Genomic DNA, 14,619 nt, shown 5'->3' with positions numbered 1-14,619 from the left:
GCGTTATTTGCGCTGCTTCCTCTGTTCGATTGTCGCATTTCAGATTGCGACCCGTTCTCTTCAAGCTGCCGAAGAGTCTGGCGGGCCTGCATTACTACCAGCCTGGCCAGTACCAACAGCAGAACCTGTGGTGCCGATGCCCAGCAGTGAAGAGAGCATTCCTGAGCGACAAGCGAAGGTCGTCGAACAAATTCGGCTGGCTCAAAAGGAACTCGAGGAGAAGCAGTCGCAAGCACCCGCCGAGGACAAACCCAAAAAGAGCAAGCAATCCACGGAAGAGATTGAACTTCTCAAGCAGTTGGGTGATCTGATCTCTCAGCAGAGCACGCTTGGCGAGCGGACCGCGCAGCTCGAAACAGAGTTAGCGAGTGTAAAAGATGAACTCGGAAAAGTACAAACCGAGGGCATCGAAGAGAAGCCGCCTTTCTCATTCCTGTTGCTGGAAAGCCTGGAGGATTCGCTCACGACTCAGACGGAGCGAGCCAATGCTGCTAAGAATGCGGTTGATTCGTCGAAAGACAATCTTTCTCGGGCGAAAGAAGCGCTGAAAGAAAAAGAGATCGCCAAGATCAATGCGAAAGAAGCGGTCGAGAATAACAAAGACGCTGCCGTGAAGTCGAAACTGGCGCTGGAGCTCAAGCTGACTGAGATCGGCGGTCAGATTGCCGAAGCGAAAGTCGAGCTGAGACGACTTGAGCTGAAAAACGACCAGCTTGCCGGCGAAATAGCCGAAGTAAGGGTCGAAATTCTCAAAGAAAAACTAGCGCTCGTCACCCCCAGGACGACCTTCAGTGCTGATGATCTCGATACGCGTTTGGCTGAATTACAGAAGCAGGAAGAACGCCTCCTAAGAGCCATTCAAAAGATCGAGAGTGACAGGTCGATTATTCAACGGCAACTTGCAACCGCTAGAACAAAACTTCAGAGCGGTAGTGGGAATACGAAGGCTCACGAAGCAGCAGTCGCAGCACATAACAAGGAGTCAGAAACAACCAGCGACCAGATCGGCCTGCTCAATCAACAACTGGAGTGGGTTCGCAAATCGATCACGATGTGGAACAGCCGGTATCGAATTGCGAAGGAAGACTTTACCCGAAAAGACTTGAAAGACTGGGAAGAAACCAATGAAGCTTTGCTGAAAGATCTGGAATCAGAAGAGCAGTCACTCGATGCACGTCTCCAAGACATGCGTAAACAACTCTCTGATCTTCAGAGAGAGATTAGAGCCGATGAGCAAACCCCTCAAGAAGTGATCAATTGGCTAGAAGCTCGCCAACAAGCTTTGAGATCGCACATTAATGCGATTACCGATCACACAGCTAACTTGGATACGGTGCGACGATTAGCAACACAGCTGGATGATGAGATCAACGACCAGCGGCTCAACTTGAACGTCAAGGAATGGGCCAACTCTGCCTGGCAAAGCGTTCTGAGTGTTTGGAACTATATTCTGATCGAATCTCCCGGTGAGGATTCGAAAGCCATTCGTGTTAGCACGATTATCAAGGGCGTCTTTCTACTCGTCATCGGAATTTGGGTTTCGCGGAAACTTAGTCAGCTTCTCGGTCAGCGCATGCTGCCAAAGTTTGGTGTGCACGAAGGTGCTGCTTCTGCTCTGCAGTCGCTCTCGTTCTACGCTTTCGTCCTGACTTCGGCACTGATGGCACTCAAGACAATCCAAATTCCGCTGACGTTGTTTACCTTCCTCGGGGGTGCGGCTGCGATCGGCTTGGGCTTTGGTAGCCAGAATGTCCTCAACAACTTTATCAGCGGCATCATCATGCTCGTTGAGCAACCGGTCCGAGTCGGCGACCTCGTCGAGCTACTTGGCTTAACAGGCACGGTTGAGACGATTGGCATGCGGAGCACGAGAATACGCACGCCACAGAATCAGGAAATGATCGTTCCCAACAGTTCATTCCTTGAGAATAACGTCCAGAACTGGACGCTTACCGACTCGACGATTCGTTGCAAGGTGCCTGTGGGTGTTGCTTATGGTTCTCCGACTCGCGAAGTGGCGCGTTGGTTGAAGCAAGCAGCCGAAAAGCACGGCATGATTCGCAATAAGCCTGAGCCTTTCGTCTGGTTTACCGGCTTTGGTGACAACTCGCTCAACTTCGAGCTGCACTTCTTCATTGTGATCCGTACACTAGCCGAACGAATGCGAATCGAGAGCGACTTGCGATTCATGATCGATCAGTATTTCCGTGATGCTGGCATTACGATCGCCTTCCCACAACGTGATGTGCACATTGATACGGAGCGTCCGCTGGAAGTTCGTATGCTGCCACCTAAGGCTGAGGAAGAACCTCTCGAGGAAACAGCCCATGTCGAGGCGACGGGAACAACGCCCGCTGAGCGTTTGGCGGAAGCCAAGAAGGGAAAGGCTGAATCACCGGAGCAGAGGTTGGCGGAAGCCAAGAAGCTAGCCGAAGCTAAGGGGATGGCTCAAGATTCTGAGCAGAAACCGAGTAGCTAGTCGCTGTGTAGCATCTGCAGGTAGCTTTCATACCGACGCAAGTTGATATAGCCGTCGGCGACCGCATCCTTTACAGCGCACGGTTCTTCATGATCGTGCGTACAATCCGGGTAGCGACACTGGCTCACGTAGGGTCGTAGTTCGCGGAAGAAGCTATCGAGTTCCTCTTCGATCACGTCCCAGAGTTGAAATTGACGAATCCCGGGTGTATCGACGACATAGCCGCCGCCTTTCAGTGGAATTAGCTCAGCCGTCGTGGTGGTATGTCGGCCTTTTTCATTCTCAGCACTAACGCTCTGAACGCGCAGATCGAGTGATGGTTCGACGGCATTCAGTAGGCTCGACTTTCCTACCCCCGATTGCCCTGCGACTGCCGTCTGCCGCCCAAGCAGCCGAGCGTGAAGTCTTTCCATACCAATCCCCGTTGTTGCTGAGATAAGCATCACTCGATATCCGAGTTGACTGTAAACTCCGACCAGCGGTTGCAACTCAGCAAAGTCGATCAGGTCAATCTTATTGATGCAAATGATGGGCTCAATGCCATATTTGTCAGCAGCAATAAGATAGCGATCGATCAGGTTCGGCTTGATCCGCGGTTCGCCGGCGCTGGCGACGATCAGTACTTGATCAACGTTGGAGACAATCACATGCTGACGGCCCCGGCTCGTGCGACTGATGACACCATGTCGCGGCTCGACTCGTTCGATGAAACCCTCATCCTCGCCTTCCGGGCGAACCCAGACACGGTCTCCGGCGGCGACTACGTGTCGCTGGTCTGTCATTAACGTCTTCAGCAGTCGCCTGGTAGCGCAGTTGCGCAACGCACCGTCATCAAACTGCACCACGCTAACCAACCCTTGCACCCGTAGAACACGACCAAGCTGGCAGGCAACGCGGTCGATCTCGGGCAAGACGAGTTCGCCGGAAGCATCCTCGACGACTTCAGCGTTGGCAACCGTACGCTTGCGTGTTAGCTCGCCCTTGCCAGAAACACTTTGCGTGCTCGCTGCGTCTTCTGCTTCCGTGGAGTCCGAATCCTCAGTCCAATCATTCTTGCGAACGCGGACATTGCGATTCTTGCGAAAATTGGCTCGGACTTTGCGCTTTTTGCCCGCCATCAGTACAGGCCTGCGAGCATGACGGAAGGCAAAGTCAGCATACTAGACGGGCTTGTCGGGAGTTTTGATTTGACCAGCACCGTCGTCAAGTACGTTGTAGCGAGATGACGTGGGCTGATTCCGCTTGTCTCCAGCCCCCGATTTGTCTGACTGAAGTCCGGCACGCGACAGGAGCGACTCTTGCAGGATCTCATTTGGCAAGTCATCAGCCGGCGGCGGTCCGACAGCACCGAGATCAGAAGGAGAATAACGCATTTCATAGTGATGCTTTGCAACCGATAGCGTATCGCCGGGATCAATCCGCTTCTCCTGAACACGGATCCCATTTACTTTTACGCCATTTCGACTGTTTTGGTCGCGAACATACCAGTAGCCGCCGTTGATCATCAGGCGACAATGATGAGCAGAGACGTTCGCAAAGCGGAGTACGATGTCACAGCTCTCGCGACGTCCGATTAACAGTTGCTTTTTGAGAAGCGGGACCGGATCGCCCCCGCCCTTAGGTACCAATTCACCATACGTGTCGTTCATGATGTCTGTTACTCGCGCGGCTGTTGGCGTGCCTCAACGGTTGGACCACGACTGTTGGAACCGTGCACCAACGGTGCCCCGAGGCAAACTCGCTAGGAATTGCTGGATAATAGAAGTATGATTGCAGATTCTCTCTGCCGCCAAGTGAGAGACCCTGCAGAAACCCTAATCTGGCCACCTCTTACTCTACGCATTCGCCCAAGTGTCGTCAACAAAGCCGCTTACGACGATTGATACGCAACCCTCGTGGCGTGCAGCAGGGCTCCGCTATTACGCTTATAACCATTACCTTCGCGGCAAGTTTCGCGAGCGGGTACAAAAGGTCAGCCTTGATGCGGGCTTTACCTGCCCCAATGTCGATGGGACCGTAGCGAAAGGGGGTTGCACCTTCTGCGATAACCGCTCATTCAGCCCCAGTCGCCGTTTGCCGCGTGCAGGGATTTATGGGCAGATTGAACAAAGCATTGCGCGGATGAAGCATCGGTACAAAAACTGCCGAAGCTTCATCGCCTATTTCCAGCCGGCTACAAACACTTACGCCCCTGTCGAAAAACTGCGTGACCTTTACCAGCAGGCTTTAGCTCATCCCCAAGTCGTCGGCTTGGCGGTTGGAACGCGGGGGGATTGCGTTCCCGATGAAGTACTCGATTTACTGCAAGAGTTTGCCGAGCGAACCAACCTCTCGGTTGAATATGGTATGCAAACCATGCACAACCGTTCGCTTGAGTGGATGAACCGAGGTGAGACGCACAACTCTTTTCTCGATGCGGTGGAGCGAAGTCGCGGACGTGGCTTTGAGATCTGTGCTCACGTCATGTTGGGCTTGCCGGGTGAAACGCATGACGACATGCTGGCGACCGCACGTGAAATCGCCCGTGTGAACATTGATGCGGTGAAGATCCACAATCTGTACTGCGTGAAGAACACGAAACTCGCAGATCAAGTCGCCGCAGGGGAAGTCACGCTCATGGAGCAAGCTGACTATGTGAAGACGGTGGTCGACTTCCTTGAACTGTTACCTCCCACCATGGTGGTCGAAAGAATTAGTGGCGATGCGCCACCTGATTATTTTATAGGCCCCGATTGGTGTCTTGATAAACCAGCAGTGAAACGCGCAATCGAAGCCGAGTTTGAGCGACGCGATACATGGCAGGGGCGGCTCTATCGGGATGTTTGAAGATGCTGGTACGCGCCGCACGGGTGAAGTTGACGCTCGCCGCTCCACTTCAGGCCGCGATACTTTGGAAGTTTCTCGTTGACGAGCTGATCGAATTGTTGCAGACTGCGGATTTGCTTTCGGGATGAGCCTTCCGAGAGCCAAGTTTCGCGGCCTCGCATTTTTTGAAGATTCGCCACAATCGCTTTTCTCATGTTGGCGCGCTGGCATTTCCAGTTGCAGTCATTCTGCCAGCTCACCAAAACTTGGACATGGGTACGATCAGTCGCCACATAATGCAAACGACAATCATTACGTTCGGCGGCACGAGCTAGCCCTTCAATCGCTAGCTTTTGCTCCGCAGCCAACAGCCCAGTACTGCGGATGGGCCGCCGCTCTTGGGTCCCACTCATGCGGCTCTCATCTGCGAAGAGAACACGCTGATAGAGGCCATCGCTCGTAGCCTGGTACTTGTCCGAGAGCCAGGAACCGTGAGCGTGAAATGTGAACAGATAGCAAGGCATGCCGTAAACTCCTGAAAACAAGTGTTTATTCAGCCAACAGATCAAATGTATACACTTGTTCACTATATGTCAATGGCTCGCCAGCCTCCGTTTTCTCACTGACTCGATGAGAGTAGGATGGATGTAGCAGAGGGCTGGACGATCGCCGGTTTCGACTTGTCGGGACGGGAGGAAAGTCCGGGCGCCGAAGGACAGGACGGTGGATAACGTCCACCCGCCGTAAGGCGAGGGAAAGTGCCACAGAAAAGATACCGCCGATGGGGGCTGTCGGCTGTTGGCTATCGGCTATCGGCTTTCTTGAGGAAGTATTATTCCAACGAGTAAGCCGAAAGCCGATAGCCGATAGCCGATAGCTTCACAGGTAAGGGTGAAAGGGTGCGGTAAGAGCGCACCAGCAGCGGGGGTGACTCCGCTGGCTAGGTAAACCCCGTCCGGCGCAAGGCCAAACAGAGAGCAGAGTCGGTCCGGCTCGCTACGACTCTCGGGTAGGCTGCTTGAGGCGCACGAGCAATCGTCGTCCTAGAGGAATGATCGTCGTCCACGCATGCGTGGAGACAAAACCCGGCTTACAGGCCCTCTGCTTTTTAGTTGTTGGTTATTAGACGCGAGGCGCTGGTTGTTGGCTGGTTCTGCCCTCGCGACTGTTTCACTTTTTTGTTTCATCAAACTCGCGTCTCGCGCCCAATAACCCACAACTCCATGCGACTTCTCGGTTGGATCTGGGCATCCCCTTGGACGGCTTTTGGGCTGGCGTTGGGCGTGATCGCACTGGCTTCGGGCGGTCGCGTGCAAACGAGATGCGGCATCATCGAATTTCACGGCCGTTTCCTCCGCTGGCTACTAACGCACCTGCCTGGGGGACAAGCGTTTCACGCGATGACTTTAGGCCATGTCGTCGTGGGACAAACGCCGGAGATGCTCGACGAGGCTCGCGAGCACGAGCTGGTCCATGTCCGCCAATACGAACGCTGGGGACCGTTGTTCGTGCCGGCTTATTTGCTTTGTTCGTTGGTAATTGGTCTGCGTGGTGGGGATGCTTATCGAGACAATCCGTTTGAGCGCGAGGCCTATGAGGTGGCTCCGTGATTGCTGAACGCCTCCTGGAAACCACGGACCGCCCCATCGACTGCGTTATCTGCGGCTCGTGCGTTGTCGATGTCCTCGTCCGTCCCGTCGATCTCTCGCAGCCCATCGGCGGTGGAAAGCTAGTGCGCACGGAGCCGATGCAGTTGGCGACCGGCGGAATTGTTTCCAATGCAGGCATTGCCATGGCGCGGTTGGGGATGAAGCCGGCGGCGTTTACTTATTTGGGCAACGACGATTGGGCGGGGCTAATGCGCGGGCGGTATGAGCAGGAAGGACTCAACTCGGATCATCTGTTAGTTCACCCTGAAGCGCCGACAAGCACAACGGTGGCGCTTGTTGATGAGCAAGGCGAGCGCAGTTTCTTGCATGCGGTCGGCGCGCCGAAGAAGCTCGACAAGCAAGCTTTCATGGAGAAGCTTGACTTATTCCGTTCCAGCCGTGCGATGTTGCTTGGCTACTTTCCTCTTTTGCCAAACCTGTTGGCCGATCTTTCAGAAGTGCTCACTGCAATTCGCGAGACAGGCTGCCTGACAGCGCTCGACGCGGCCGGGGATGGAGGTGACATGGCTAAGCTGGCACCGCTGCTTCCACTGCTGGACGTCTACGTACCTAGTCTTGCCGAGGCCCAAAACCAGACGGGCAACGACGACTCTCGGGAGATTCTTCGAACGTTTCGCAAGGCTGGAGCTAAGGGCCTTATAGGTGTGAAGCTCGGCGCCGAAGGTGCTTTGCTAAGCCCAACGGCTGGCGAGGTTCTCAAGATCGACGCAGTCAAACCGCCGGGCGAAGTTGTTGACACGACAGGCGCGGGGGATTGTTTCTTGGCGGGGCTCCTGACCGGCTTGCTCAAGGGCCACTCGGTCGCTGAATCAGGACGCCTCGCTGCGGCTGTGGGAGCGATGTGCGTTACGGGACTGGGGGCCACGACTGCGACTGGGGATTTCGCAGCGGCGTGTCGCCTGGCCAGTTTGAGCGGCTAAGCAAACAAGCAGCGATTTCTCTGATTTTTTCATTTGAAGGAGTTAATTCCGGGGAATTATCTCTGTTCTGTTGACACAACCACAAATGTCGCTATTCTTTCAATTACAAATGTGGTTGAATCCCCTGCCGCTAACAGACTCGACGTAATACGATAATGCCCCGTCGCCCTGCCCTTTCACCCGCTGAGATGGAAGTTGCCAGCACGCTCTGGAAGCTTGGCACGGCGAGCGTTCGGCAGATTCATGAGGCATTGCCTGAGGAACGAAGGCCGGACTTCTCGACGGTGCAGACTTACTTGAACCGTTTGGAAACAAAAGGTTACGTGAAATCCGAGTTGCGTGGCCGCGCGAAGTTCTTCACCGGAAAAGTGAAGCCGAAGAAAGTCATCTCGGAAGCCGTCGACGACTTCGTTATTCGCCTATTCGGCGGCACGCCACTGCCGCTCATGCGACACTTGATCGACGACGGTCAAATCTCAGCAGAAGAACTGGCCGAGCTTCGTAAGCTGCTGGATCAGCATACCTCGGACTCCTCAGCGGAGGCACCTAGCGATGACTGAGAAGCTTTCACTGATTGAATCTCTGGCGACGCAGATTTGGCAAGTCACATTGCTGGCCGTTCTTGTGTTCATGTTGACTCGCTTACTAGGCAACCGACTGCCAAGGCTATCGCATGGCCTGTGGCTGCTGGTTCTCATTAAAGCCCTCACTCCTCCCTTATGGGCGAGCCCAACCGGCTTGTTTAGCTGGTCGCCCTTGGGAGTTATCACGGAGAACCCCGCAGGACTGGGGGTCGGAACGGTTGAGGCACAAGCGTTAACTCTCCCTGCGGGAGTTCTCCAACAACGTCTCCCCTTTGGTGAAACGGCGATCATGCTGGCCGCAGTTGTCTATGCGACAGGCGTGCTCGGTGTCTTCACGGTTTGGCTCTACCAACGAGGTCGCTTACGTCGCACGATCCTCGACTCCCAAACTCCTGCCTCCATCCGACTCGAAGGTCGATTGGCGCACATTGCCGAGGCTCATGGACTACGGAGTGCACCTAAGCTCATAGTGACGAATGCTGATCTCGGTCCGGCGATTATTGGGACTTGGAGACCGTGGTTAATTCTTCCAGCGAGATTAGTTGAGACTCTCGGTGAAGAGGAACTCGACGCCATCCTGGCCCACGAAATCCTCCATCTTCAGCGCCGTGACCATTGGCTATCTGCTCTTCAAATTGCGACCCTATGCCTGTGGTGGTTCCACCCGATGGTTTGGTTGGCAAGTCGAAAGATCGAAGAGTATTCCGAACGATGCGTGGATCGTGACGTGGTCGGCAAGTCTGGGTTTGGCGCGGCCAAGTATGCTTCGGGGCTGATTCAAGTTCTCGAACAACGGTATCGCCTACTGAGGCTCTCTGGCATGACGGGAGTACGGTCGACAAGCATCACGAGCGATCGTCTGAAGAGCATCTTGAACACATCTGGAAAGCCGGAAGGCAAATTGGCTAACAAGACATTTGCCGGGCTCATGCTACTCTCGGCGATCCTCGTACTGCCTTCGCAGCCGCAATATCACTCGAAAGGCGAGTGCATTCCTGCAGTCCGCTGTGGCAGCCATGACAATCGTTCTGATCGAAAAAACGATATCGCAGCCACGCCCTCATTGGAGGACGCTGGCTAATGAATCGAATCATTTTCTAGCAGTATTCCAAATGGCTTGATGCCGCTTGGGCTGCTTCACATCGAGCCGTGGACATCGATTGATTCTCTACTGGCTTGAGCAAGCTTTTAGGCTTGCATTCTAGGCTTCTTGTGAAGCAATTGAGCGTATTTTTTCGCGTCGGTCGCTTTCCCACTTTTGAAGTTGCCGCTACCTGTACGCAATTAATTTCTCAACTTACGGAGACTAAGAAGATGAAGATGTTTATTACTGCTATTGCTATTTCTGCCACCTTGTTCGCAGCAACAACAACTCATGCCGCTGATGTTATTGGTGGTCAAACGAACGTGTTGCTCGACACGGGGGCGCTGGCTTCCGCCGCTAGCTTGAACCTCTCGGGAGTTTCCGGCGACGTGATCGCCCCAGGCGACTTGGGCGCTGGTTCTGTGGCATTTCCCATTAACGCTCGCGACGCTGCAGCACCGCAACTTCCGACAACGTTCTCCTACGCCACTGGCACGCTCGCGCCATTCAGTGGAGCCATCGAACATACCGGCGAGGTTTTCTTCGACACCGATGACTCGGACGGGACAACTTCAATGGACGCGATCGTCGGCGATTTTACCATCGGCTTTGATGCCGCTCGCGTTGGAACACTTTCAGGCCTTGCCAGTGGATTCTTCGTCGAAAGCACCACCGGCATTGCAGCGATTCTGTTTGACATCGAAAACCCCAGCGCGTTGGATGCAACTGGAGATAGCCTTTCGATCACGGCTAACCTATTGGTCTCGCCGGAGTTTGCTGGCTTCCTGCAAACGAATAACCTAGCAACCAGTGACCTCTCAGGTGCTGACGTGGGCGACGCCCTTGTTGCAGGCATTGCTGTGCCCGAGCCAACCAGCCTGACCTTGATTGGGCTTTCGCTGCTTGGACTTGGCTATCGCCGTCGCTGATCCCCTGCAGGTAATCTGAAACTCTTGACGCACACCTTCCTTCCGAGGGTGTGCGTTTTTTTGTGTCGACGAAAGCCCTAAGCGTCAGCGACGGGATGGTACGCACCCGTGTGGTTGATCGGTACCAACGCCGTAGTATCCCGTCGCTAACGCTTAGGGCTTTATGAACAAAACAACGATGGACGTCCATCATTCGAAAGAGTGGGCGATCCCTCGGGCCACTCGAGCGTCGACTCTGAGAACCGCGTTCGCGATCACTGCTACTGGTGCCGCTGCTCACGCCCCCGGGAAACGTCCGTGGCGATCCCGCTAAGAATCGTCGGACGAGTTGTTCAAGCGTGAACCTCGACCTTTTCGCAGTCCGCCGCTGTCGCCCCCAAGGCCGCCGTCGAACGAGTGCCATTTTAGCGAATCGGCGGGGCTGGTTCAGCAACGATTATTGGCCACCCTAAAAGCCCTAATCGCACTGTAAAGCCCTAAGCGCACCTCAAAGCCCTAAGCGTAAGCGAGGGGATAAGCAACGCACCGGTGGATAATCGGTACCAGCGCTGTAGTATCCCGGCGCTAACGCTTAGGGCTTTGTTGGTTGGGGCTTAGACTGCCAAGAAGCGGCCGTCTTCTAGTTCTCGGGCTCGCCCTAAGCCAGCTAGGGTTTCTAGCAGTTCGGCGATTCGCTGCTTGTTGGCTCGGGTGAATCGCTTGGCGACCAGCGCTTCGTCGGCCGGTTCGCCGATGGCGGCGAGCGCCGCGCTGACGGCGGCGGCTTGTTCGCCCAGTTTTTTGGGCCAGGGTTGTTTTTTGATTTTTTGCTTGGTGGTTTTCTTTTTCGTTTCTTTCGTGTCGAGAAGCATCGTCTGTTGCGTCGCCCCATCAGGGTTTTGATACTCGGGACGTAGCCAGCGAATAAGGCCCCGCTTCTCCTCTTCGGCCCGCTCGTGGTTCAGCGCGACGAGCCGTTCGAGGATTTCCTCGTCGCTCAAGTCCACCGGCCAGCCGTAGGCGTCGGCCACGGCGGCGTCGAGATCGTCGTGGATTTGGCGGAGCACGCTCACCAGACCCTGCTCGTGAATGGTCTTTTCTTTTTCGGTTAGTTCTTCGTCACTGCGTAGTTTTTCCAGCACGTTGTACATGCCGGTCATGGTGAGCTTCGGGTGCAACTCCTGCTGCCGCTTGCGATGGGCATCAAGCTGCTCGCCGAGCTCGCGGATGCGCGCCTTTTGGGGCTCGGTGGCGTCGGGGAAGGGGAAGGTCTCGAAACAAACGGTTTTGTTGTAGCGCGGATCGTTTCCGACTCCGAGCCTGCCACCCGCAGCTAGTGCCCAAGTGACGTGGATGCGGCTGGAAAGAACTCCAAGTATATGCGCGTCGTCTGTAGCTACGTTCACCAGCATATTGTCGGGTAGGATTGATTCATCGAGGAATGTGAAGAACCGGTGCTTCGATGTTTCTACCGTCGCGATATAGCGAGGTAGTCCAGACAGCGCAGGACGAAACGACTTACGAGGCTCACCGAATATCCACCAATTCTCTCGATAGGTCGCACGGCGATTCTGATCGCGTTCCGGCTTCACACGTTCCAGCAATCGTTGATATATCGCCGGAAACCTATCACGAACATCTTCGGAACTGAGGCCTAAGAGATCGATAACTAATACATTTCTAGAAGTTTGTGTTAGATCTCTGCCGTTTCGATAATGCCTAATATGCTTCTCGATTCCATTCTTTGATCCCGCTATCAACTCTGTAGCTTCTTCCTCCTCAATGATAAACCCCGCACCGTGCAGCTTCACACCGGGATTGCTGATGCCGTCATTGGCTTGCAATGGCAGGGCATTTCCAACTGCAGCTCCAATTCTCAAGTTCGCTAGAATGGGGCCTACGTCTTCTTCCAAGACTAACTCGGCACCGACATCGCGAATCTTTTCTTCGGAAACGACTTTCAGCAAACGGCCTTCCGGTATTCCAACTGCTGCAACAGTCATGGAGATACGCACAGCAGCACCTAACGCAGCATCAACCCAAGGATGATCTGGAATTGCATAAATGATCGAAAGCGGCACCTTCCCAGAGAGATGCTGCTCGACAACGCGGCGATTGAAGGTCTGCCGCAAGCTGTTTGTGGCAATGAAACCAAAGCGTTCGATTTGACCTCTGGTTGCAAGTCCCGCTGCTTTGTGCCACCAAAACATCACATAGTCGCACGATTCCGGTAGTTCCTTGTAGGTCTTGCGAACCGCATCCGTATAGCCATCGCCCAGGTCGTGTCGCATCTTGGCGGTGCCAATAAACGGCGGGTTCCCCACCACGTAATCCGCCTCGGGCCATTCGGCTTTCTCCGGGTCGTGGTACTCGTACATCGGCACGCGTGCCGTTTCGTCGGGGACTTCTTCGCCGGTGACCGGGTGCGGCTTCGTGGTGCGGCCGTCCCAGATCGTGACCGGGCGGCCATCCTCACCCGTGACCATCTCCCGCTTGCTCCACTTCAGCACGGCATCGCGGCATTCGATGTTCTGGAAGTTCTTGATCACCGGCTCCGGCGGGGCGACTTTCCCCCGGGTGCGAAAGTGCCACTGCAGGAAGCCGATCCACAGCACCAGCTCCGCAATGGCCGCGGCCCGCGGGTTGAGCTCGATCCCCAGGAGTTGGTGCGGGTCGACGGTGTGGCTCTCCTCGAAGGTCATTTGCCGTTTGGCGATTTGCTCGTACGTGTCGAACAGCTCCCCTTCGAGCCGTTTCAAATGCTCCAGCACGACATACAAAAAGTTGCCGCTCCCACAGGCCGGGTCTAGCACGCGAACGGAACAGAGGTGGTCGTGAAAATCTTCCAACGTTTTGACCGCGGCTTTGGTATCCCCCTGGTTGGCCTGCGTGATGGCTGCAGCTTGGGCAGCTGACCACTGCTCGCGCAGCGGCTCGACCACCGTGGGAATCACCAGCCGCTCGACATACGCCCGGGGCGTGTAGTGGGCACCCAGCTTGTGCCGTTCGACCGGGTCGAGGGCTCGTTCGAGGAGCGTGCCGAAGATGGCGGGCTCGACATCGCTCCACTTCTGCGAAGCGGCTTCGATCAACAGGTCGAGCTGGTCGCGGGTGAGCGGGATGGCGTGCGACTCCGCGAATAGGCCGCCATTAAACTGCAGGACTTTGGTGCGAAGCTGCGTGCTAAAGCCACCCTTGTTCATCGTCTGCCAAAGTTGCTCCATGAGCGGAGCGAAATGCTCCACGTCGTCGATGCTTTTCAGCAGATCGAGAAACGCATCCTTGGGCAGCAGGTCGATATCTTCGGCAAACATCGTGAAGAGGCACCGCATAAGAAACGTGGCGACATACTCCGGGTCGTGCTTGGCGGCTTCGAGGCTCTTGGCCAATTCGGCCAGCTTAGCGGCAATCTCGCGGGTGACTTTCGCGCTGCGCTTGGCCGGGTCTAACGAGAGCGGATCGAGCCAGACGGCACGCAGCGTTTCGCGGACTTCCGGTTCGACAAGACGGTCGAGATTGATGCGGTGCGTGACCGGATCAGGGAACGGCGTGTAGACGCCGCCGGTTTGGGAGAACTCCGCAAAGAGTTCAATCGTGTGCCCAACATCGATTACCATTAAGAACGGCGGACGGCCCTCGCTGGCCGGTAGGTTGCGAGCATAGCTTTCCGCCTGGCCTTTCGCGCGGAGCATTGTGCCGTCGTACCCGGGCGTGCCGCGTTTGCCGTGGCCCGTTTTGCGTTTTTTGCGTCGCTCTTTCTGCTGCTCGCTGAGGGCGGCTTCAGAAGTTTCCTGCTCGACGCCCTGTTTGGTTTCACAAATGAACGAGCCGCGTTTGTAAAGATCGATGCGCTTCGTGCTGCTGGTGCCGTCGCCATTGTCGAAGACGACGGCTTTCTCAAAGACGTAAGCATTCTCCGCGTTGTCTGGCCCTGCCGGATCAGCGTGGGGCACATCGAGCAAGTCGCAGAGTTCGCTCAAGAAGCTCTGGTAGTTGCTCAATTCGGAGCCGCCGGAGGGTTTCCAGCGGTCGATGAAAGCTTGGGCGGTGGGTTCGTCCATGATGTGGCAGAAAGAAGCGTCGTAAGAGGTCGCGAAGCGAAGTGCGTGCTAGCGTATGATTGTGCGACTGGTCGGTGCGTGTGCAAGATCAAAGCTAAATCGAGAATA

Annotated in this window: 11 protein-coding genes and 1 other RNA gene; 8 read left to right on the top strand and 4 right to left on the bottom strand. The window is 55.3% G+C overall.

The features are described 5' to 3' along the window. The first annotated feature begins 136 nt into the window (after positions 1-136). Positions 137-2,479, top strand: a complete 2,343-nt coding sequence (locus RIB44_04825) for a mechanosensitive ion channel (GenBank protein ID MEQ8615899.1) — start codon at positions 137-139, stop codon at positions 2,477-2,479. Here RIB44_04825 and rsgA read toward each other — a convergent pair. Both rsgA and RIB44_04815 read right to left on the bottom strand, forming a co-directional pair. Further along, the gene (gene rsgA, locus RIB44_04820; protein ID MEQ8615898.1) at positions 2,476-3,597 is read right to left on the bottom strand and encodes a ribosome small subunit-dependent GTPase A; all 1,122 of its coding nucleotides are present in this window, start codon (positions 3,595-3,597) and stop codon (positions 2,476-2,478) included. The two genes, RIB44_04825 and rsgA, sit on opposite strands and share 4 nt — an antisense overlap. Positions 3,598-3,639: 42 nt before the next feature. Next, positions 3,640-4,128, bottom strand: coding sequence for an FHA domain-containing protein (locus tag RIB44_04815; GenBank protein ID MEQ8615897.1), 489 nt, complete (start codon positions 4,126-4,128; stop codon positions 3,640-3,642). A 202-nt stretch (positions 4,129-4,330) separates the two neighbouring features. On the opposite strand from RIB44_04815, the gene RIB44_04810 reads away from it, so the two are divergent. After that, positions 4,331-5,305 carry a TIGR01212 family radical SAM protein gene (locus RIB44_04810; GenBank protein MEQ8615896.1) on the top strand — a complete coding sequence of 325 codons (975 nt, stop codon included), beginning with the start codon at positions 4,331-4,333 and terminating at the stop codon, positions 5,303-5,305. Here the strand turns inward: RIB44_04810 and RIB44_04805 are convergent. Beyond that, on the bottom strand, positions 5,290-5,808 hold the full coding sequence (locus tag RIB44_04805) for a hypothetical protein (GenBank protein ID MEQ8615895.1): 519 nt from the start codon (positions 5,806-5,808) through the stop codon (positions 5,290-5,292). The genes RIB44_04810 and RIB44_04805 overlap by 16 nt on opposite strands. A gap of 126 nt (positions 5,809-5,934) precedes the next feature. Between RIB44_04805 and rnpB the strand changes: the two genes are divergently transcribed. From rnpB to RIB44_04775, 6 genes are all read left to right on the top strand, one after another. Continuing rightward, positions 5,935-6,393, top strand: an RNA gene (gene rnpB / locus RIB44_04800) — RNase P RNA component class A. 114 nt (positions 6,394-6,507) lie between these two features. Further along, the gene (locus tag RIB44_04795; protein MEQ8615894.1) at positions 6,508-6,894 is read left to right on the top strand and encodes a hypothetical protein; all 387 of its coding nucleotides are present in this window, start codon (positions 6,508-6,510) and stop codon (positions 6,892-6,894) included. After that, on the top strand, positions 6,891-7,874 hold the full coding sequence (locus tag RIB44_04790) for a carbohydrate kinase family protein (protein MEQ8615893.1): 984 nt from the start codon (positions 6,891-6,893) through the stop codon (positions 7,872-7,874). Before RIB44_04795 ends, RIB44_04790 begins: the two co-directional genes overlap by 4 nt. Positions 7,875-8,029: 155 nt before the next feature. Further along, positions 8,030-8,434: a BlaI/MecI/CopY family transcriptional regulator gene (locus tag RIB44_04785; GenBank protein MEQ8615892.1), complete on the top strand. Its 405-nt coding sequence runs from the start codon at positions 8,030-8,032 to the stop codon at positions 8,432-8,434. Continuing rightward, on the top strand, positions 8,427-9,539 hold the full coding sequence (locus tag RIB44_04780) for a M56 family metallopeptidase (GenBank protein MEQ8615891.1): 1,113 nt from the start codon (positions 8,427-8,429) through the stop codon (positions 9,537-9,539). The genes RIB44_04785 and RIB44_04780 overlap by 8 nt, the downstream gene beginning before the upstream one ends. Before the next feature lie 233 nt (positions 9,540-9,772). Beyond that, a complete protein-coding gene (locus tag RIB44_04775; protein ID MEQ8615890.1) occupies positions 9,773-10,471 on the top strand; it encodes a PEP-CTERM sorting domain-containing protein in 699 nt (232 codons plus the stop codon). A 593-nt stretch (positions 10,472-11,064) separates the two neighbouring features. Here the strand turns inward: RIB44_04775 and RIB44_04770 are convergent. Next, a complete protein-coding gene (locus RIB44_04770; protein ID MEQ8615889.1) occupies positions 11,065-14,511 on the bottom strand; it encodes a hypothetical protein in 3,447 nt (1,148 codons plus the stop codon). Positions 14,512-14,619: the final 108 nt, after the last annotated feature.

Source organism: Lacipirellulaceae bacterium, assembly GCA_040218535.1.
Taxonomy (GTDB): domain Bacteria; phylum Planctomycetota; class Planctomycetia; order Pirellulales; family Lacipirellulaceae; genus Adhaeretor.
The sequence above is the reverse complement of the archived record's forward strand: the minus strand, read 5'-3'. Positions and strand labels throughout refer to the sequence as shown.

Coding starts and splice junctions, on each gene's coding strand:
- RIB44_04825 (MEQ8615899.1), top strand. CDS start 137: ATGCCCAGCAGTGAAGAGAGCATTCCTGAGCGACAAGCGAAGGTCGTC.
- rsgA (MEQ8615898.1), bottom strand. CDS start 3,597: ATGGCGGGCAAAAAGCGCAAAGTCCGAGCCAATTTTCGCAAGAATCGC.
- RIB44_04815 (MEQ8615897.1), bottom strand. CDS start 4,128: ATGAACGACACGTATGGTGAATTGGTACCTAAGGGCGGGGGCGATCCG.
- RIB44_04805 (MEQ8615895.1), bottom strand. CDS start 5,808: ATGCCTTGCTATCTGTTCACATTTCACGCTCACGGTTCCTGGCTCTCG.
- RIB44_04795 (MEQ8615894.1), top strand. CDS start 6,508: ATGCGACTTCTCGGTTGGATCTGGGCATCCCCTTGGACGGCTTTTGGG.
- RIB44_04785 (MEQ8615892.1), top strand. CDS start 8,030: ATGCCCCGTCGCCCTGCCCTTTCACCCGCTGAGATGGAAGTTGCCAGC.
- RIB44_04780 (MEQ8615891.1), top strand. CDS start 8,427: ATGACTGAGAAGCTTTCACTGATTGAATCTCTGGCGACGCAGATTTGG.
- RIB44_04775 (MEQ8615890.1), top strand. CDS start 9,773: ATGAAGATGTTTATTACTGCTATTGCTATTTCTGCCACCTTGTTCGCA.
- RIB44_04770 (MEQ8615889.1), bottom strand. CDS start 14,511: ATGGACGAACCCACCGCCCAAGCTTTCATCGACCGCTGGAAACCCTCC.